We start from the raw sequence: 21,462 nt of genomic DNA, 5'->3' as shown, positions 1-21,462 counted from the left end.
GCGTTTATTTTTAGCAGGACTTTCACAAAGCTGCCTTGTTGCATCTTTTGATCAACAAGTTGTTGGTGAGAACACACAACAACGGCAGGCTGCAGACTGCTTTTGCTCCGTGTTTCGAGTAGATGCGAAAGTCCTGTTTAAATGAATAGAAACGGCTTTTATATCTCATTCTTAATTTCTAACTTCCAATTTCGCGAAGCAGTAGTATAGCAAAAGCCATTCGATATGGGTATAAACCTGTTGGTTTTCCGGCCTATCAAGATTAAAAGAAATTGGCCTTTCCTTAAAATTACCTGAATAGCTATATACTCACCTACTACTTGATTAGCTTCTTGTAAAAAATGTGATTATTCGATCCTGCATCAGTTACTTTGCCAGCGGAAATACCTGTGCAATCGTGGCTGTTATCATCCAGCACTACCGGGTATTCGGTGAGATTTTGAAGCACAATATTCGACGCTGCGTAGTTTTCATCCTCATTCAACATTCCGATCGTGCGGTTGTCGCCCCCGATATTGATCTTCAGACTTTGATCAGGATTTGGCACCGCATTTCGGAGCGTCACCTTATGATTGCTCCCAATAATAATTGCCGCATGCCCACTGCCGTTGTAGGACTTGCCTTTGTAGGGAAGTAACGTGATATCGGCATCCATACCTTGATCGCTCGTGTAGTCCACGCCAAGAGCCGGACCATGCTGGGTGTCTGCATAGCAGTCCACTATGTCGCCGGATCCGATGCAAAACCCTCGTTCGCAACCAATAACTGTAGTACCTGAAACATACTTTTTTCCGGTGGCGTGGGTAAGCGTTACGCCTGCTCTCATGTTCTTCACGGTACAGATGATGATTGTTGGGTTAGAAGTGCCACGTCGGTATTCTTTTCCATCAATAAGTGTTTCGCCACCATTATAGGCACGGATCCCTTCCTCTCCAAGGCACATCATGTAACCCTTCGGAAGCTCATACCCCCACACCGTTTTGAAATTTACTTTGTCAGCCTCAGACTTTGTTCCTTTCTCAGTCCACATATCATCGGTCGTGCGCATGGCTCCTTCCACGTAGCAGCCTTCGATGATCGGCCAGTCGGCTGCCTGCATGAAGATGGCATGGCCGTAAGACCGATGGATGATCGTGCAGTTTTTCGCATGGTTTTTATACCCTCGCACCAGGAAGGAGGAATGCTTCCTGTGCTCAATCACACTTTTTCCACCCTTCCCGAATGCCTCCCCATACCCATATGGAAATGCGCCTCTGGTAGTAATATGGAAGCCCTCGATCCGGTTGCTGGCTCCATCCATCACCACGTTTGTACCGCGCCTTTTCGGCGCATCGTGCACAGAGCCTTCGTCTACAAGCGTCAGGTTTTTCAGGACATTATTATTCCCAATGACCTGGACTTCATAAAATTCATCTCCATTCGGAAAAGCGGTGAAAACTTCTGTCTTCACCCGGATGGTCGCACCGGTAAAATCATAGGTGCTGTTGTTTCCTGAAAAAAGCAATAGCACATTAGCGGAATTCTTGATATGCGTCTGATCCGGAAAATTCCCGCATTTAATGTCTTCAGCAGTGATGGTGTAGGTTCCTGGCGCTAAGGCCACGGCTATACTATCCTGCTTTAGGTAGGGCAAAAGTTCCTGCAGTGAACGGACAGCGGTCTGTGCGTATAACTTACTGCTCGTCAAAAGGATCGTAAGCAGAAAAGTCAGTTTCAAATGTTTTTTCATACTGTGCTTAAATTCATCTCAGGTAGTCGAGCATGATTCCCCCTTTACTTCAAAGGAATCACCATATTCCAGGTTTTTGTACCATTACCAAATCCACCAGGGCCATCCATGGTAGCAAAGAACATGTGCGTTGGCTTGCCATTTTCTACTAAAACAAAAGGCCTTTCCAACTGGCCTTGCTGGATTGTTTTTCCATCGTCCCATGTCACCGTCCGGGTATAAGCGATGGGATTTTTATCAAGCACCCACTCAATTCCGTCTGTAGAATGCGCCAGGATGCCTCCATGGAAATTCCCGATAGCACCCGTCATATCCTTCGCGACCATATGAAAACCCTTATCATCACTCCACAAATGCGGATCCTCTACCTCTCCGAATTTCTCAGACGAAAAAAGAGGTTCATCCTCCACAACCGTATACTTGCCGTCATAAGACGGAGCAGTTGCCACGCCTATAAACTGATCTGTGTGGGTTAGCCCGTCTTCTCTGTAGCTCCTCCCTTTGAACAACAGTACTACAGATCCATCCTCTTTCATCAATGGCGAAGGGTTAGAGGTGAGGAAGCTGTAAAATGAATTGGGTTTCACGTCCAGAATCGGGGCATCGAGCCGCTTCCAAGGTCCGTTTGGACTTTTGGAGGTAGCTATACCCACCCGTTTGCCCCACCTCCCGGCAATACACCACTTGCTGGACAAGGTGAGCTGATCAGCCGTCTTTTCCGTCAACTCCTCAAATGGATGCGTTGACCCCATGTAGTATAAAATATAGGTGTCTTTGTGTTTGACAATTTTAGGGTTATGGCAAGACCTCCCATCCCAATATTGCGCACCTCTGGCTCCAAGTGCCACATCGCTGAATTCGTAGGGCCCTTCCGGAGTGTCCGAAATCGCGTGTACAATTTCAGAAGCAACCATCCAGCCGGGGTGAAACTTCAGGTACTTCGGCCATCTGGAAGCATACATATGATATTTGCCGTCCTCCCCTTTGATCACGGAGCTACCCCATACCCAATATTCTTCCATTTCCAGTCCACCACCCACAGGAGCAACACCCAGCCTAAGTCCACTGTTCTCTTGCCCAAATGCTGACATGGAACATATAATCAGCGTTAGAAAAATAAGTCTGCTCATCTTCATCATGTTGTGCCTAATTGTAATACACCGCTTCCTCCATACCTCCTGCTGCAGTGTAAAAGCTATACTTGGTGTTTATTTTCCTACCAACACAATCACGTCTCCGCTTTTGGTGGGAACATCATACAAAAAGCTCTTGGGCGGCGCATACCCCTTTAAGTTTGCTTTCGCTGATATCAAAGGTTCTTTGATGGCTGGTGTCTGATAGAAGTTGTTCTTATTCACTCCTTTTGCTTTTTTCAGCGACTTCTTCCCGTCCACCGTCAGCGCATTGTATGACCTGATCCTGCAGTTTCCGCCAAGAGTGGATTTGATCACTGCTTTTGCCAGTTTCCCATCTTTCCACGCCATGGATTCGATCACAAAACCACCTCTAGCTCTTAGGCCAGTTACTTTTCCGTCCTTCCATACATCGGGCACAGCAGGCACTAAATGAATCGCTCCGTCGTGGCTCTGAACAAGCATCTCGGCCAGCCCTGAGGTGAAGCCAAAGTTGCCATCGATCTGGAACGGCGGGTGGGCATCCAACATATTCGGATAAGTGCCGCCACCGTTCGGCGAATCAGGCCGGCCTACCAGCCTGATCTGGTCGCCCATGAGCTTGTAGGCGTGGTTCCCATCCAGCAGGCGCGCCCAAAGGTTGATTTTCCAATTCATGGACCAGCCGGTAGAGGGGTCGCCGCGGTAGGTTAGCACATTCATGGCTGCCTCAAACAACTCCGGATTCCTGTAAGGCGAAATTTGATTGGATGGCTGCAACCCATAAAGGTGCGACACATGGCGGTGCTTGTCTTCCGGATCATCCCAATCCTTTATCCACTCCTGAATCTGGCCGTGTTGGCCAATTTGCATTGGGGCTAACTTGGGTATGGTCTCCTCTATTTTCTTAACCAGGTCATCATCTTCACCCAACAGCCGGGCAGCTGCTGCTGTCTTCGTGAGCATATCAAAAACCAGTTGGTTGTCCATGGTGGTACCGTATTGAATGTTGATCATGTTCGGGAAATGGGCCGGGCGGTTTTCCGGAGAAGTAGATGGTGACATGATCAGCCATCCGTGTTCAGGTTCGGGGATTAAAAAACTCAAGCAAAACTCCGTGGATCCTTTCATGGCAGGATACACTTCTCTTAAGTAGCCTATATCTCCGGAGAACATGTATTTGTCCCACAGGTGCTGGCTCAACCAGATTCCGCCGGATGGCCACATGCCCCAGGTGGCACCATCCACTGGCCCGGCAATTCGCCAAAGGTCTGTGTTGTGATGCGCTACCCAGCCATCAGCTCCATACATAACCTCTGCCGTTTCCTGACCTGCCACTGAAAGCTCCTTGACCATTTCGATCAACGGTTCGTGCATCTCCGGGAGGTTGGTCACCTCTGCCGGCCAATAGTTCATTTCGGTGTTGATGTTGATGGTATAGGCACTCTTCCATGGTGGATCGAGCTGGTTGCACCAGATGCCTTGCAGGTTGGCTGGTTGGCCACCAGGCTGTGAGGAGCTAATCAGCAAGTAGCGCCCGAACTGAAAATACAGGGCCGCCAAAGCTGGATCGGTAACAGAACTAAAATTATTGATCCGTGCATCAGTGGGTTTGTCTGCTTCTTTCGTTCGGCCTAAGTCCAGTGCTACCCGGTTAAACAACTGCTGATAGTGCTGGGTATGCGCTTGTTTGAGTTGATCATAGCTTTTACCTTCTACGGCCGCCAGGTAATCTACTGCGCGTTCGTGCTGGTCACCGCTGATATCCATATAATTGACAAAATTGGTGGCTATGGACACATAGATCGTGACACTATTAGCTTTTTCCACGGCCAGTGAAGTATCATTTGCTATGACCATACCCCCTTCCGGGATCACCTGTACCCGTGTTTCAAACTTCACCTGCCCTTTTGTCCCCTCGGCATCTTTGGGCAGGCGCTTGCTCTTACGGTCATTGCTTCTCCCAACCATTTTCAGCAAACCGTTGCCTTCTGTCGAGACGGTGATTAACTCCGGGTTAGGGCGATCCATGGAGGCAGCAAATGAAAGCTGTCCAGGCTTACTGGCTGTGAGCCGGATCACCAGTACCTGATCAGGAAAGGAGGTAAACACCTCTCTCTGATAATTCACCCCATCGACGGTGTAGGAAGTCTTTTGGATAGCCTTGCTGATATCCAGTTCGCGGTAGTAGTTGCTGTAGTTGTCATGCCCGTCAAACGTCAGATACAGGTTACCGGCTGTCTCGAACGGCATCCCATGAGAAGTGTTAGAAATGATCTTGGCATTGGCCAAGTTGTGGGCCTCCTCGTACTTTCCATCAAATAGCAATTGCCTGATTTCCGGCAAAATGGCTTTGGTATCCGGGTTGTCGTTTCGGTGCGGACCACCAGACCATAGGGTTCCTTCGTTTAGTTGGATATTTTCTTTCTCAGGCACACCAAACACCATCGCTCCAAGCCGGCCATTGCCAATGGGCAAGGCCTCATTCCAGTTGGGCGCTGGTTGGTCGTACCACAGCTTTAAGTTGTTGCTTGCTTGCTGTGCCAAACCTGGGATCGCCAGGAAGCACGATATAGCCAAAATAAAAAGCACGAAGCGTCTCATACGTTCATTGTATCGTCATATTCAATTAACCCCAAGCTTGTGCCTGGGGTTAATTGACTTAATTAATCTGCTGTGGCACACCATGTATGATGCGTAAGAGATGGTGAATTTGAATATAATTTCATCTCATGAACTTAATGCATAATCTAAAAAGTGTATGACCTAAAAGCCCTGCGCTTGAGTTTTTAGAAGAGCAACCGGCGCCTACAACAGTAAGCATTAACTCCCAAATTATCTTCCGTGGCTCCAGTTGTCGGTGCGAAAAGGATAGGCTGGCAAGCTGGCTTCATTAACTAAATTTACAGATGGCTTTCCGGCAAAAGCATAGCGCACATATTTGGGTTGTTTCATGTCAGGAGAGGTCAGGATCACACGATTCCCTTCTATACTAGCCTGTGCCTTCACCCAATTTTTGGAAGCATCAGTGATCCAGAAACCTGTTGGGGCCTCACCATTCGTAGTTTTCAGCTCGTCTGTATTTCGAAAATGAACAATTAGCCTTCCTCTTTCAGTATCAACCTTTTCCATCACTGGGCCCTGTGTGGGAAGGTCAAGGCCTAGCGAATTTTTAGCTGCCAGCAATGCGCCTCTTTGCCCTATCGGCAACTTATCATCCGGGTGAATGTCGGCCACGTCCCCTAAATCAATGGTGTTGATGAATGATGTGTGCGGAAGTTGCAGAACAGCGCTTTGTGACTCCCGCATCCAAGCCCATGAGGGTTCCGTTGGGCTTTCCGGATCAATTTTCTTATGCCCCTCCACGCCTCTGCCAAAGCCCGGCAGCATCACCACCATGAAGTGCATTTGATCATCCTTCCACCGCTTGCGATAGGTCTGCACCCAACTTTGGAGCACATCTCCATACTCCGCCATACCACACACCCGATGAAACCAGTTGGACTCATCTACTTCAGGCATTCCGGATAAATAGTTTGTATGCCGTTCCCCTTGATACCAGACCAGTCCCCTGCAGGCAAATGGGATCAACGGGTGCATCATGGCATTGTACAGAATGTTCGGTTGTCGTCTTAGGAAAACATCTTCCTTTTTAGTCCATCCATCAGGCTTTCTCAGAATTTCCTGAATCTGATTGGTCGTTGCGGTATCGGAATCAAACTCCTGCATGATTGTTCGGAAATGTGGGGTCACCTGAGTCATACTTCTGGGCATCCAGGCTTCGATAGAGGAACTGCCCCAGGAAGTTTGGATGATCCCGACGGGCACGTCAGCCAGGTCATGGAGAAAATAAGCAAACGAGAATGCCACCGCACTCGAAGGATGGGTAGCCCGCCACTGTCCGGACACTTCCTCTTGCTCTTCCAAAGCCACTGTGTTCTCTACCTCAAAGCTGCGGATATTTTGAGCGTATGGAATCAGTCCCCGGACTTCTGGAGCATTCGATACGGCAAATTGCATATTGGATTGTCCGGAACATATCCACACTTCCCCTACTAAGACATCTGAGATGACTACCTCGCTACCTCCAGAGATGACCAAATCTCTTCCCACAACGGATGCTTCCAACGGATCCAGACGAATCATCCATTTCCCGTCTTCACTTATTTTGGAGGACTTCACCTGTCCGGCAAAAGAGACAGTGACTTGCTCACCCGGTGTACCTGTACCCCAGACGGGCACGGTCTTTTCCCTTTGTAATACCATATGGTCATTGAAGACCCTGGCTGGTTTGAGTTGCTGCGCTATGGAAGCCGTTCCCAAGCATAGCAAAGAGAATAGTATAACGATTTTCAGAATGTATGATGCATTTGACATAGTTTCTGTATTTGTATTCCAGCATACCTCTCTACTTTAGCTTTTCTGCCAGCAGCAGGTTTGCTTATAAAAATTCCATACTACAATTTCCTTTTTAGTCCGCTACCGCTGCCAGTTTATATACTTTGAAGTTGTCCAGCGTCATGTGGTTATGGACTGTTCGCAAACCAAAATGCCCTTCGGTATATGGGTTGGGGTCTCGATAGTCGTAAATCAAGGTATCGTTTCGGTAATACTGGATCACATCATCGAAGGCAATGAGGCGTATGTGCTTCACGGTGTTGGGCTTGATCAAGTATACCGAATCCGATAGGTCATGCTCAGGCAAAAGTGGTTTTTCGCCGTTTCCGGTATACCTTCTGAATCGTGTTTTGGTATTGTCGTGGCCACCCATACCTACATAGTATAAGCTCAGGGAGTCGTAATTCGGGAAACTGCCGGATCTGAAGTCTGACTTGGCAAACAGGTTATCCGGGTTATTGCTATCTGTAGCCATCCAAAAGCAATTCAGATCTGATGCCCGGTCAAACTCACCGTCCTCTTTGATCACATAGGCATCGTACTCAATCATCAGGGGACCCTGTAATTTTTCTGCAAACCACACCGTGCATCCACCAGCATCATTTACCTCCAGTTTCCCATCCTTGTGGTAAACGCTTCCGTCTGGCATCTGCTCTACCTTCCAGTTACCTATCCCTTCGGTGAAATCTTCACTATGAATCAGTTCTGCTTTTACTGTTAAGTCATCAGTCAATTTTACAACCCTATCCGCGTCGGGCTTACACCCGAAAATGGTCATGCCACAGATTGCCAATAGCATGATTGCATATTTCATCCTGATTCCTCTTTTGGTTGATATCATACCTTCGCTTACTATTATTTCTGATGAATAATTAACTGATGTTAAGCAAGGTGATTTTTGCAAAAATAGTCTCCCTCAAAAAGGGTGAGGAGGATGCGCGTTGTAAAAAAATTAAAGTCCTACAGCCAGTACATCAGTAACTTGTTCGCAGGTATAAATCATACCCTCAGCCCCTTCGCAGAGGGGCAAGAAATCACCTTGCGTTACATCAGTTATCAAACGTGAGCGTTAACCTGTCTAGAATCGGTTTCGAGCTATTCTCCGTGCTATCGGTGATTCTCACTTCGAACTGAAAGCCATACCCTTGCGGCAAACTGGCCAGGTCAACCATTGCAGGAGTTTTTGCCACTTGCTTCGAAAACCCTTTTACAGTAGAGTAGGCTTCGCTTACAGTCTGCCAGCTGGTCCAGTAATTGGCAAACCCATCATTGTTGGTATCCACACCCACGCGCAACGCTACATCTTCTACCCATGGACCCGGACTTACAAAGTCCGTCTCTTGTTGGGTAACCAGGTAAAATTTCCCTTCTGCAAACATGATATCCGGGTCTGGGTGTCCTTCGCCAATATTACCACAAAAGGTGAACGGCTTATTGATATCAGATGAGGTAAACCAGCAAACGCTCATGGGCTCCCCTTCCGAGCGATCAAAATCCCCGAACAAATAGTACTGGCCGCCTATGGAAATGGCAGCCCAATCGCCATAGGCTTCCTGCTCTGGCTCGTGAATGTTGTATTCAGCAATGTTGGTCTTGTAATTCTTAGGATCTTCGATTGCCCAATGCGGATGTTTGTAAGTACCGATTTCGCCTGTTGGGGTGGTGCGGTTATCAACGGGCGGGGCTAATATTTTGAACTTCTCTTTCCCGGTTTTGCTTACTGCATGAACTGCTAGCGGTGAATCCCAGGATCGCTTGGAAGCGTCGATCGGGCTCCAATCCTCCGCAATAACATGAAAATTGCCATCCAAATCACGAATGATTGCACAATCTGAACCGTGTGTTGGGTCTTTGAAGACCATTCCCATGTTCTTTCCCGGCACTCCATCCATTAGGTTGTCATCTATGTATAAATGCGGGTCCTGATCGTTGGGGAAATCGTAGTACAGGTAGAATTTACCGTCTACATACTCTGCAGTGGTCATCCATCGGGAGAAGTATTCGGAGACAGGCCCATGGTGAATCCATGTTTTCATGTCCTTACTTTGCCAGGCATGGTAGCCCCCCAGCATTGGGTTTAGACCTCCCGCTGCATCGTACTGCTCTTCGAATGGCGAAGTCTTCAACTGGATATCGTATCCCTCCAAGGTTACATCCTTACCTTTGAAATCCTCTTTCTTCTTGTTCTTTGGATACGTATACCGACCAAACATCCAGTAATCGTCGCCCACACGCAGCGCAATGGGTGCATCTCCTAAATTGGATGGACCAACGTTCTGAACTGGTTCCCAGTTTTGCCAGACCGGAGATTGCGCTACGATAATTGACTGCGCCGATTGTGGTGTTTTGAATTGCTTGAGCTTACTTTTGTAAATCGCGGTGCTTGCTGTAGGGATGGCTGTACCATCTTTGAACTCCAGGTTGGAGGATGTGCTAACGTTAGACTCCCAATCCTGCTGGGTATGGATGACCCACTCTTGCTTGGTTTTAGTGGAATCCTTGTGCATTTGCCGTTCTCCACCAGCAGCAAATACAACATGAAAACTACCTGCTGCAAGTGCCAAAAGCACTGACTTAAGTCCTGATTTCCGCATGTTAGGTTTTCTTTACTGCACTATTCAATTTCTGGCTTGATCCATACATGGCTGTCCTGTAGCAACGCGCTGTATTCCTTCGTCAGCAGCTTCTTCATGTTTCGGAACTGCTTGGGATTGGATTTCACAAGGTTTTGCCACTCTCCTTTGTCCTTGGCCAGGTTGTACAACTCAAAATCCACCATCTGTGCGTTTCGAACAGAATCTACATTTCCGGGGTATACATTGGTGATCTTTGGCAAGTAGTCCGAGTCATACTTCAGTCTGGCCAGAAGCTTCCAATCTCCATCACGCATGGCTACCACATGGTCGTTGAGCGCATTGTAGAAAGCCCATACCAAAGGCTTCTCTCTTTCCAGCTTTCCGCTCTGGAGCAGCTTTACAAGCGACTGCCCATCCAGCTCCCGCTTTGGCAACTCAGCTCCGGCCAATTCGCAAAAAGTGGGCATCAAATCAAGCGCAGAAACGACAGCATCCGTTTGTCCTTTGTAAGTAGGTTTCCCCATCCAGTACATAATGCCCGGCACTTTAAATCCTCCGTCTGTTGTCCACAATTTCCGCCCCTTCAAACCACCTGTGGTGCCATAAGAGTGCATGGCTTTAGGGTATCGGAGCAGCGTCTCCGGTCCGTTGTCTGATGTGAAGACAATCAATGTATTGTCATGGCCATTGTCTTCGAGGTACTTCACCAGGCGCCCCACAGCGATGTCCACATTCTCTACATTAGCGTAGTACTGCGCTTCGTTCTCATTTTTGGCATAGGGCAAATACTTTTTAACCAGCGCTGCTGGTGAGGCAATGGGAACATGAGGCTCGTGAAAGTTGATCTGCATATAGAAAGGCTGCTCCTTCTTTTGCTGACTCAGCCAGTTCGTCGCCTCATCCACCACGATTTGGCAACTGAAACCCTCTATCTCGCCCACTTCCTTTCCGTTTCTGACAAAGTTGCGTGGGTTCTCATGGCTAGGCACTGCATTGTTGTGCGTGGCAAACCAATGGTCAAACCCAAAGTGATCGGGTGTAGGCTGTTTTTCAGGCTCGTTAAATAAGGAGCTGCTGTGCCATTTTCCGGAGAGGCAAGTAGCATAACCGGCAGACTTTAAGCGGGCAGGGATGGTTTCTTCATGGGCTTGAAGGTGTACCCTGTCGCGGTTGTTGTCGCGAGGCTCATGGCCCCCTACGATAAAATCATAAATGCCCGCACGGTTGGGGCTTCTCCCAGTCATTAACCCTACCCGCGATGGCGAGCAGACAGGCGATGCCGCATAGAAGTTGGTAAATTTTATACCTTTCTCGCTAAGCGCATCCAGGTTCGGTGTTTGAATCTTTTGGTGACCATAAGAGGACAAGTCGCCATACCCCAGATCATCGCAGAGAATGACGACTATATTCGGCTTTTGCGCTTCCACCTCGAAAGAAAATAGACTAAACGCCCCGATTATCACACCTAAAATTCTTAACGCTCTCATGTGTTATTCTTTATGTACCCTTTGATTTGCTGCATCCTATATTCCGCCTAAAGAATTCCGACTCCGAAAAACTTCTGTTTTATACCCTATTCCTGTGTACCATACCCGACTTTCTTTATACTCAGGGAAGTTGAGGACGCGAGTTAAAATACGCTCCCACCAACTCCCTATACAATAGTAACTTCTTGCTGTGTCAAGACAGGTAAATCATGAGCCTTTTCATTTAAACTATGGCCCTTCAGCTCTTTTGGTGCTATTTACTGACACGAGGTTGATCCCAAAGCGTGTAAGGGTCATCATGTAGCTTCATTTGCTCGAGCAGTAAAGCCTCCATCTCTCGCAGTTTGGCGGCGTACTTCGGGTTTTCGGCCAGGTCTGTGAGCATCTCATTCCCGGATTTTTTGTGTTCAGCCAAGTACTCATTTGGGTTCTGCGCCAGATTGAAAAGTTGGGTTTCTCTCACTGCTCCATCCATCACATCGTATTTGATTAGTTTCCAATCCCCCTTCTTGACCGTGCGTATACCCGGTTTTGTGCCTCCGTTATACACCCCATACTGCACCTCCCTAATGGTCTGCTTTTCGCCTTTCAACACAGGCACAAAACTTTCACCTTGTACTGTTTCGGGAGTCTTGATTCCAGCCAGTTCGCAAAAGGTCGGGAGTAAGTCAAGCAAGTAAATATTTCCTTCCACTCTGGTTCCTGGCTTGATTCCGGGGCCTTTTACTATAAAAGGAACCCGCCAGGTATGCTCATAGAGGTTTTGCTTACCTACCAGGCCATGCCTCCCCATAGCCATACCGTGGTCAGAGGTATAGATGATGTAGGTATTCTCCAACTCTCCCATTGCCTCCAGCTTTTGAAGCACCCTGTCTAACTGGGTGTCTATGTTTTCGGAGCAGGCAAAGTCGCGCCCCAACTCATTTCGCACGGTATTTTCATCCCGGCGTTCCCATACGCCACTCACACGCGTTTCATCCCGGAGGTCTGGGTGCCCGTGATGAAAGGGGTGGGCTGGCAGATAGTTCGCTGGCAAGGCCGGCTGCCTGGGATTTGCCGGAGGAATCGTCTCTTCGTCCTTGTGGTTGATAGCCCCATATTTGTCCAGCAAATCCGGAGTCCCGTTGCGGGGATCGTGCGGATGTGAAAACCCAAAATAGATGAAGAAGGGGTCTTTTTTGTCAGCCTGCTCCCGCTCTCCCAGGTATGTTAATACCTGCTCCGCATGCCAGGCACTGCCGCTTTCCTCGGTACCGCCCCGCTTCGTCTTGTCTTTCACCACGGTAAACTGCCTGTTGGCACCAGGGTATGAATTGCCCTCTTTGCAGGTGCGCATGGTGCTGTATCCGGCCCGGTTGAATATCGCACCGATGGTCATGGTATCCAATGGATGAAAACCTGTCTGCTGTTGAAACTCCGCGCTGGGCGGCAAATGCCATAGCGTCCGCCCAGTCATGATCATGTGCCGGGAGGGCGTACACACAGCACCATTCATCGACCCCATGTGCCGCACACTCTCAAATACCATTCCCTGCTCAGCCAGCTTATCAATGGTCGGGGTTTCCAGAATAGAGGTTCGATCGTATAGTTTCAGATCAAAAGGAGATTGGTCATCTATTAAAACGAACAGGAAATTCGGGCGCTTTTTTTCCTGCGCTTTGCAAACTGAAAACAGCAGCAGGCACCCAAACACTAACAAAAACGTTCTGATTCTTTTTCGTATATCCATTGTTATCATCTTATTACTTGATTACCTGATCATAGCCTGCCGGGTACTCTTTGGCCTTCCCTTTTCTGAGCTTAATCCGGATCGGCTGATCAGCGCTGTAATACACTTTGCCGCCTTCCAGCCTAAGCGACGCATTCACATTGTCCTTGATTGCCTCCAGCATGTATTTGCCGTGCTGCAGTTTCCTGCCGTTGCCCAGGTAGAGGTATGCCAGATCCTTATCGTTATAGGAGACCACACCAAAAGTGCCTTGAAACGTATTCTTCTTTTCAACCTGATATTCGGCATCATCCGTGGCATTAAACAGTAGTTGCCTTGAGTTCTTGGAAGTGACCTCCAAGCTCACCATGTTCTCTGTTGCCTTCAAGGGGGTGATGGATTCTATGGATTTATCAGCCCCTTCGTACGCCTCAAAAACCCCTACAAATGGATTTTTGGCGGCATTGTTTCCTTTTTGCCTTACCAGCAGTGTGGGTGTGGTGTGCGGGCTCTTGTTTACCTCACCAGGGGTTAAATGCGGCTTGAGCGTAGTGGGTGGCGCGTCTAGCTGGTAGAGCGTACGGCCTTTCTGTCCCATCATCCACATGTCTACATTCAAGGCAGGGGTAACTTCATCTATCGTCCAGGTGGCCTTGAAATCCTCGTTATACTCCGCAGATTTTATACCTTCAAAGAAAGAATAAGCCTTGTGCGCTGCGTTCGGGATTTCAGTTTCGGTGAGCGGAAGTTTACTCCCAGCTACATTTTGCAGGGTCAGTGTATTGCCCAGGTTATGGTGCAGGTAGTCGTTTTCATCCAGATCTGACCGGAAAATATCCACGTAATAGCCCGTAGTAGGCGACGTGCGGATCATGGCAATCAACCTGCGCTTTTCATTGGCAGACACATCCGCAAAGGAAATATTCTCTAAAACCACTTTATCGTTGTAAAGCTGCCCTTCCGGAACAGTCGGCTCCATGGCATTGACCGTGATTTCACCTGCACTATAGCCTTGCACAATGGTATTGCTGGCCACAGGCCCACTGTAGTAGTTCATGTCCGGCGTCCAGTACGATTCATACGCTGCCCCGTCTGGTGCAAGTGCCCACCCTTTGCCATAAAACTGCCAGGCCAGGCCATTGGACGAGAGGTGGCTGCCTTTCATACCTCCGTACAACGTGAACATCATGCCGTTTTCTTCGTCGTTTCCGTTTCGCATGATCAGATGCCGGTGAAAACGCGAATAAGCTGCCCGGTGATAGGGCAACGTGTTGTTGTCGGTGTTCAAGGGCTGGTTCAGAATGATGCTTCGCCAGTCCGACTCGGACCGATCATACAGTCCTGACTGGATGCCTTTGCTCAGGACTGCCTCTATTTTCTGAGCATCTTCCGTGTTGCCCTCCCACTTGTAATAGGTAAGCAGACGCTCAAACACCTCGAACCCCAAGGGCCCGCCGCGCATATCGCCAAACACCACCAGGTTGCCCCGTGCATCCAGCCAGCCCAGGTTGGCCATGGCCGCCTTCTGGATGATAGGGTTATCCCCCACTGTGTTGACCCCGGCCCGATAAAGGGGCATTGCCATTTGCAACAACGCGCCGATCATACCTGATGCATACCCAGGAGACTCTGGCCATAGGCCGGTATCAGGACTATAAACTTTTATAATCTCCGGCAAAGCCGCATGTTGCTCCCGCGATATTTCGGTATAATAAGGGATATAGTGCTCACGCCCTTTCCCATCGGGGTAATACCCGTTAGATTCGAGCACGAGCATGCTCGGTATAAGGTGGCGATAACGGTTTACATTCCAGTTGCCTTTGGCCCCTCCTCGTACCAGGCCTATCTCGATAAATCGCTTGAATACGGTCCCGGCCAGATCCGTCGCCGACATACCAAGCTGCTGCAAATGGGCATGCGGATTTTCATTCATGTAATCATGCAAAAAATCATAGGCCATAGCCGCAGGCTCCTGCCGATCGTCATGGATCACCTCATAATCGTAGTACCCCATGATGCCTCCGGGCTTGTATCCTCCTGGTCCGTTAGTAGACTCCTTCGGATCCAGGGGTGGCTCCATATAGTAGGTGCCCAGCAACCATGTCCACAAAATATCGGATGAGAATTTGGCGTACTTTTCCTCCTGCGTGATGTAGTAGGCAAATGCGGCCTTCTCTGCCAGTTCAAGGATTTCTTTGTTGTTGCTACGGATCATATGCCCGGATTCCTTGTAAGGCACCAGTACCGGAGTGGTGTCGCCTGACGAGCGGCTGACTCCTAACATATCACCTGTCGCGTTGTATGGGGTGCGGTCTTCCAGGGGCACATTGTTGTAGTCATTCCACTTTCGCATGCCCGGAAGCCGGACGGTAGGCACAGGAGCATTCCCCTTGCCGTAGTCCCAATTTTGCCCTGCAATGTAGCACTGGGTATACCGCTCGCCGTCTTTCCAGTACATGGCCAGGCGAGACACGATCCACTCCGGGTCAGTTTGATGCCGGTTTACATGCGGATCGATTTCATTCAATATGTGTTGCCAGCTTTTCCCGGCCCATTCCTCCGCCTTTATTTTAGCAGAGATGTCCTTCCGGTCATCATCCCCGGCAAACAATACAGGGTGCGGGCCTTTCTTCACTGTTTGTCCGGAGGCCATGCCTATTAGACCAAACAAGAGGAACAGCAAGCAAAGTTTTCGTTTCATAAATACTTGGTGTTGTTGGATTTCAAATGGGCGAAATCCTTTCGTGAGGTATGCAGGGGTATAAACTGCCCCGATCTAGAACCGATGTCAGTTTTGTATATGTTCTTCGCAACTCATCCTTATCCGCAAAGCTTAATCAGTTTCCTGCTGATAAGTCCAGGTAGCATCAAAACAACTACAACAGGCATAAGCAAAGCGCGAGCGCCTGGTTTTCATATTGAGCTTACCTGTCTTCGGGAGATCGTCACAGGCGGTCATGCTTAGGTATAAGTATATACGGCATGCCAGCTTTGAGCCGACATGCCGCATATGCCTCTTCAACCAGCATCGACATGATGCCGATTGCTCAATGAAATAAAATGTGCTTTAGCTTTTTTCATCAAGTAGTCAACAGCAATTACCATCCAGGATTTTGGAGCAATTCGGAAGTGATTTGCAAATCTTCCTGCGGAATCGAGAACAGGTAATCCGTTCTGGTGAAGTTTCGAATAGACGCGGGGTCTAGCACCACTGTACTTAACTGGGATCCAGCGCCGGTAGTGATTTTCTCTTCACCATACAGGAAGTAACCAGGCTTATAAAGACTTGGGTTTGATTCATACACGGTGCCTTCGATAACTGGACCATATACAGTCGCACTCAGTACTTCCTCAGCAATACCCCAACGTTTCAGATCGTTGTATCTGCTGTTCTCGCCGTACAGTTCAATCGTTCTCTCTCTTCTGATCTCCTCTCCCATATCCAATCCATTCGCAGCTGCAAAAGAATTTGTCAAAGGGGCAACTCCTGCTCTTTCTCTTAGCAGGTTTATTGAAAGGTTTAGATCAACATCACTTATCGCTCCGTCTCGCTCATACAGCGCTTCCGCATAGATCAGGTACAATTCAGCTAACCGCAAGTATGGGAAATTCTGAGATTCCTGACCTTGAGACCTGTACTTAGGGTAATCAAATGCCTCATGCTTTCGATTTGTAATTCCCACACCTGAGTTTGATAGAGATTGGGAGCCTAATGCGGGAGAGCCATCTTCCGGTATATTGTCAAAATATGCGCTCATGCGATAATCTCTGTTCTGCAACTCATCATCCACCGTGTTATACCCCTGAAAAAGAGGAGACTTGCTGATTGGCAAACCATCCGTGGCCAAAAACATATCCAGCATTTTTCTGGTAGGAGACAAACGCCCCGCCACTACGTGGCTGAGGTTAGTGTTCGTTCTTCGAACGTCCACATCGTAGATGCCCTGAATGATGAACTCCCTGTTGGAAAGCTTGGTCAGACCCGCTGGATTGGATGCAGAACCATCGATATTGAACAAGTAATAACTGCTCAGGTTGTCCAGGTCAGCATTGTGGTTCCAAAGCTCGTAAGGGCCGTTGTTGATCACGTCTGAAGACAATTCAATGGCCCCGGTAAGCATATCGTTTACAGAAGGATAGCCATTTGGCTTTTCAGAACCCGCTCCTACAGAAACACCGTCCCCGTCAGTGCTGGTGCCCACGTACTTCTCCCAGGTGGCCTCAAACAAAAGCGCTCTCGCTTTCAATGCCTTTGCCCCCTCTCTACTGATCTTACCCTTGTTTGCGTCACCAACTTCAACCTCTGCAGGAAGCCCGGCGATAGCTGCGTCTAAGTCTTGCAAAACCTGAGCAAACACTTCGTACCTGCTGTTTCTTTTACCAGTGTTTAAAATCTCATCCTTCAGTTCATATACATCCAGCGAAAGCGGCACCCCTCCAAACCGGACCATTAACTCATAATGGTGGTATGCCCTGAAAAAGTGTGCAGTGGCCACATAGTGACTTATATCTGCCTGATCTCCATCATACTCAGATGCTTTCTTGATTAAGATATTGGCATCTCTCAAGAAATAGTAATGGCTTGTCCAGTAGGGGTCTATGTTAGAGGGAGTTAAAACTCCGCGACCGTAGTCTTGTGGCAAAGCAGTCAGGTCTGTGCCCAGATCCAACCAATCTGCATAGGATGTGTTGTAGGCGCTAGGCAGGCCTGCTCCCCTGATGTCTCGCCATCCCACTAAATTTTCATGTAATTTATTGGCAGCGTATTCGAAATGCTCTGGGGTGGCAAAATAAACAGCTTCTGTGTATGAATCTTTTGGTTCCAGGTCAATAAACCTTTCTTGGCAACCGCCTGCCACGATGAGCATGCCAGCCATCACAATATTTCTAATATTCTTCATGTCGTTTCGTCTTTATAATTAAAACTTAGCGCTTATACCGAATGCATAAGATCTCATAAAAGGATATACCGTCGTGGCACTAGTACTCATCTCCGGATCGTACCCATCATCCAAGCTAGTTGCTTCCCATAGGTCATTTCCTGAGAAATAAATCCTTATGCTTTGGGTATGAATCTTACTTGTAAGCGCCGCTGGCAGGGTATACCCAACGATCAACGTCTTCAGACGCAGGTATCTGTTGTTCTGCAATCTGTAGTCATTGCTTGCCCAGTTGTAGTTTGCTCTGGAAGCCTCGATCGTTGCTCTCGGAAACTCTGCGCCTGGGTTATCCTCTGTCCAGGTTTTGCCTAAGAACTGTGGCGTTTGGTTAGCCCAATGCGCTCTGAACGGATAAGCCAAATGCCCAACTCGCTCGATGTTTTGCTGTAATACGCCATAGAAGTTGGCTGTCAAATCAATGCCTTTCCAGGACAGATTGGAGTTGAAGCCATAGTAGTAGTGAGGAGCAGCGTCACCCATATACTTTAAGTCTCCCCCTTCTTCGGATACCGCTCTGATGACGCCATTGCCGTCACGGTCCACTTTGATGACATCGCCTGGTCTCAGCGTGGCATTTCCTTTTGGCAGTTCTCCGCCTTCATACTGCGACAAATAAGCGTTCACTTCCTCTTGCGACTGGAAAAATCCAGCGGTCTCATACATCCAATATGAGTTTAAAGGATACCCTTCTCTCATGTTACCAGCACTCGGGTCGTTAAGTCCTGCCACCCATTTTCCGGCACCTTCCAGCGAGATTAACTCGTTGCGCGCATCGCCCATATTCACAGAGACGCCATACCTAACCTCTCCAATTTGGTCTTGCCAGCCTAATACGGCTTCCCAGCCCTGGGTTCTCAGATGTCCGATATTCTCTGTCGGCTCTTCCCCTCCGATGATCGCCCAATAGTTTTTTGACGCCAGCATATTCGGGTTGTCTTTGATGAAGTAGTCAAAAGAGCCTGAAAGCTTGTGATCTAAAAGCGAAAACTCCGTACCCAGGTTTGTCATTGCTACTCTTTCCCAGGTTCTCTCATTGGTGGTGATGGCACCTACTCTGGCTGTAGGCTGCAATGCTGGAGAATATCCAAAAGGAGTTAGCCCAAATCCGATGGTTGATACATAGTCGTGGTTTCCGATGCCTGCTGTGCTACCCATTTGGGCATAACTGGCCTTCAATTTCAAAAAGCTTAAAATTGGGTTCTTCTCAAAGAAGTTCTCCTCCGTGATTACCCACCCTGCAGATCCGCCAAAATAACTTTGCCATTTGTATCCATCAGCAAACCTGGATGAAGCATCTGACCTGCCTAAAACCTCCAACAGGTATCTTCCTTTATAATCGTAGTTGGCTCTTGACATGTAAGAATAAAAGCCTGAGTTTCTATCGAAGTTTCCACTTCCTACTGAGATGTTCCCATTCGCTAAAAACACATTATAGATACCCAAATCTTCTATGTTTTGTCTGCCTACCTGCAGCTGGCTTGTTCTATCCAGTTCGGCAGTTATACCACCCATCACTTTAAAGTTGTGGCCATCGCCCAGGGTTTTGGTGTATGTCAGGTAGCTATTATACAGCTCATACAAGCCGCTTCTTCTGGTTTCTTCAACGCTTGGGTTGGGATTTGCACTTTGCACAAAATCGCCTTCCCAAGTGTATAAAGGCACATCCAGCGTGTAACGCTTGTATTCTTGGTCAGAGTTTCTGATTGAGGCAAGAAGTCTAAAGTCTAAGCCTTCCAATATCCGAGCGGTAAAACCTAAATTGATCTTGGTGATGTTGTTTGTGGATTCCTCTTTACCTCCATCTACCAATGACCCGGTGGCATTTCTGTTACCAATTCCGAAGTTGGCATACCATTGCCCTTTTGAGTTGTAGGCCGGAAAAACAGGCGGGTCGTTACCAATTGCAGTCCATCCCCATCCAGAAGAAGGGCTTTCCTGATTTATTGTCTGGTGAGACACTCCCACATCTAAACTTAACCAATCTGTCAGCTCCTGATCCAGGTTAAGCCTGAAGGTATATTGCTTTTGCCCATCATAGGCTAATTTCAAAGCGCCTACATCGTCAGAGAAATTACCGGACAATCTATATCTGGTCTTTTCAGTTGAACCAGAGATAGACAAATTGTGCTGAAATGAGTGCGCATCGCCATACATCTCGTCAAACCTGTTCGCTGGCGCCATGTAAACGCGTCCGTTGTCTCCCCAGCCAGAAACAGCAGTGGTATAGTACTGGCTTTTACCGTCTATCATGTCAAGCAGGGTTTGCTCTGAGCCCCATTGCTTGTAGTCTATAATGCTGTTGCCGTCCGCGTCAACTCTTCCCTCGGCACGCACAGCATCCAAAAACACAGACGCATACTCCTGCATGCTTGGCGCCGGTGGCTGGATGCCTATGCTTTTCAATCTGTAGCTACCGTTGTATTCGACAGACATTTTCCCAGATCCCTTCTTGGTATTGATCACCAACACGCCGTTCGCAGCTCTGGAACCATAGATAGCGGCAGCACCGTCTTTAAGCACCGATACTGATTCAATATCGTTGGGGTTGATGTTGTAAAACTCCGTCGCGCTAGAAATCACCCCATCGATAACGTATAGCACATTACCCCCATTAATAGAAGTAACGCCACGGATAGAAACTTCTCCGGCAGATTCTCCATTACCTTGAAATCCCACTCTTCCGCTGTTGCGTTGCACGAGCAAGCCAGGTGTCTGTCCCTGCAGCGCAACGACAGGGCTGTTGATCGCCTGGCTCTGGAACGCCTCGGCATTCACCTGCTCTACAGCGCCGGTAAGCGTTGCCTTCTTTTGCGTGCCATACCCTACTACCACTACTTCCTGCAGGGCCTTCATATCTGTTTTCAGGGTAATCGTCAAATTACTCCGGTTGCCCACGTCAAACGATTGCTGCTGAAACCCAATGAATGACACCAGAAGGGTGGGTGTGGGTGTGGTCAGCGGCAAATTAAAATTCCCGTCTACATCCGTCGTCGTCCCGTTGGTGGTGCCCTTTTCAACTACGCTTGCGCCTGGCAAGGCCTCTCCATTTTCATCTAACACCTTTCCGGAGATAGCAGCGTTTTGTGCTGAAACAGTCAGGGACATCAGTCCGAGCAGCATCAGCATTAAAACCCCCTTAAATAAGGAGAGTCTTCTTTTTTCTGTAACAGATTCTTTCATGATCTTAAATAATTTACATAGGTGAGGAATTACTTAACTGTGCCCTGCGAATGCCTTGCATCTCTTAGAGCGTTAATTTTTTATGTTTAACCTTCATTTTTTTATAGCGTATAGTGAATCTCATTGTGTTTGTGCCTAAGGTTTGGTAACTGAATCGATTTTTAAATTTAGTTACTCATGCGCTCTGAAGATATAATTCATGATTCAATGCGTATAAAACATGAATCAAACGCCTCCTATTGATCGTTTTTGAAGAAATTAGCAATTTATACCCCTCGGATTTAAGTGATAATTGCAACGATTGCAAGGCAGCTGGTTTCTTTTCCATCATC

The 21,462-nt window shown here is 48.1% G+C and carries 11 protein-coding genes; all 11 read right to left on the bottom strand.

Features of this window, described 5'->3' with window-relative positions:
* Positions 1-316: 316 nt before the first annotated feature.
* Positions 317-1,729, bottom strand: coding sequence for a hypothetical protein (locus tag MKJ04_RS12890; protein WP_241642058.1), 1,413 nt, complete (start codon positions 1,727-1,729; stop codon positions 317-319).
* A gap of 44 nt (positions 1,730-1,773) precedes the next feature.
* Positions 1,774-2,868 carry a glycoside hydrolase family protein gene (locus MKJ04_RS12885; RefSeq protein WP_241642057.1) on the bottom strand — a complete coding sequence of 365 codons (1,095 nt, stop codon included), beginning with the start codon at positions 2,866-2,868 and terminating at the stop codon, positions 1,774-1,776.
* A gap of 69 nt (positions 2,869-2,937) precedes the next feature.
* Entirely contained in the window at positions 2,938-5,445 is a 2,508-nt protein-coding gene (locus tag MKJ04_RS12880) for a glycosyl hydrolase family 95 catalytic domain-containing protein (RefSeq protein WP_241642056.1), read from the bottom strand.
* A 231-nt stretch (positions 5,446-5,676) separates the two neighbouring features.
* A complete protein-coding gene (locus MKJ04_RS12875) occupies positions 5,677-7,218 on the bottom strand; it encodes a sialate O-acetylesterase (RefSeq protein ID WP_241642055.1) in 1,542 nt (513 codons plus the stop codon).
* A gap of 94 nt (positions 7,219-7,312) precedes the next feature.
* Positions 7,313-8,053: a DUF6250 domain-containing protein gene (locus MKJ04_RS12870; protein ID WP_241642054.1), complete on the bottom strand. Its 741-nt coding sequence runs from the start codon at positions 8,051-8,053 to the stop codon at positions 7,313-7,315.
* Between the two features lie 235 nt (positions 8,054-8,288).
* The gene (locus MKJ04_RS12865; RefSeq protein ID WP_241642053.1) at positions 8,289-9,833 is read right to left on the bottom strand and encodes a hypothetical protein; all 1,545 of its coding nucleotides are present in this window, start codon (positions 9,831-9,833) and stop codon (positions 8,289-8,291) included.
* A gap of 20 nt (positions 9,834-9,853) precedes the next feature.
* On the bottom strand, positions 9,854-11,302 hold the full coding sequence (locus MKJ04_RS12860; RefSeq protein WP_241642052.1) for a sulfatase-like hydrolase/transferase: 1,449 nt from the start codon (positions 11,300-11,302) through the stop codon (positions 9,854-9,856).
* Positions 11,303-11,555: 253 nt separating this feature from the next.
* Positions 11,556-13,031 carry a sulfatase-like hydrolase/transferase gene (locus MKJ04_RS12855; protein ID WP_241642051.1) on the bottom strand — a complete coding sequence of 492 codons (1,476 nt, stop codon included), beginning with the start codon at positions 13,029-13,031 and terminating at the stop codon, positions 11,556-11,558.
* 13 nt (positions 13,032-13,044) lie between these two features.
* Positions 13,045-15,711: a hypothetical protein gene (locus tag MKJ04_RS12850; RefSeq protein ID WP_241642050.1), complete on the bottom strand. Its 2,667-nt coding sequence runs from the start codon at positions 15,709-15,711 to the stop codon at positions 13,045-13,047.
* Positions 15,712-16,108: 397 nt separating this feature from the next.
* Positions 16,109-17,911 carry a RagB/SusD family nutrient uptake outer membrane protein gene (locus MKJ04_RS12845; RefSeq protein ID WP_241642049.1) on the bottom strand — a complete coding sequence of 601 codons (1,803 nt, stop codon included), beginning with the start codon at positions 17,909-17,911 and terminating at the stop codon, positions 16,109-16,111.
* A gap of 18 nt (positions 17,912-17,929) precedes the next feature.
* Positions 17,930-21,130, bottom strand: coding sequence for a SusC/RagA family TonB-linked outer membrane protein (locus MKJ04_RS12840; RefSeq protein ID WP_241642048.1), 3,201 nt, complete (start codon positions 21,128-21,130; stop codon positions 17,930-17,932).
* Positions 21,131-21,462 lie beyond the last annotated feature (332 nt).

Origin of the sequence: Pontibacter sp. E15-1 (assembly GCF_022601975.1) — a bacterium.
Taxonomy (GTDB): domain Bacteria; phylum Bacteroidota; class Bacteroidia; order Cytophagales; family Hymenobacteraceae; genus Pontibacter.
The sequence above is the reverse complement of the archived record's forward strand: the minus strand, read 5'-3'. Positions and strand labels throughout refer to the sequence as shown.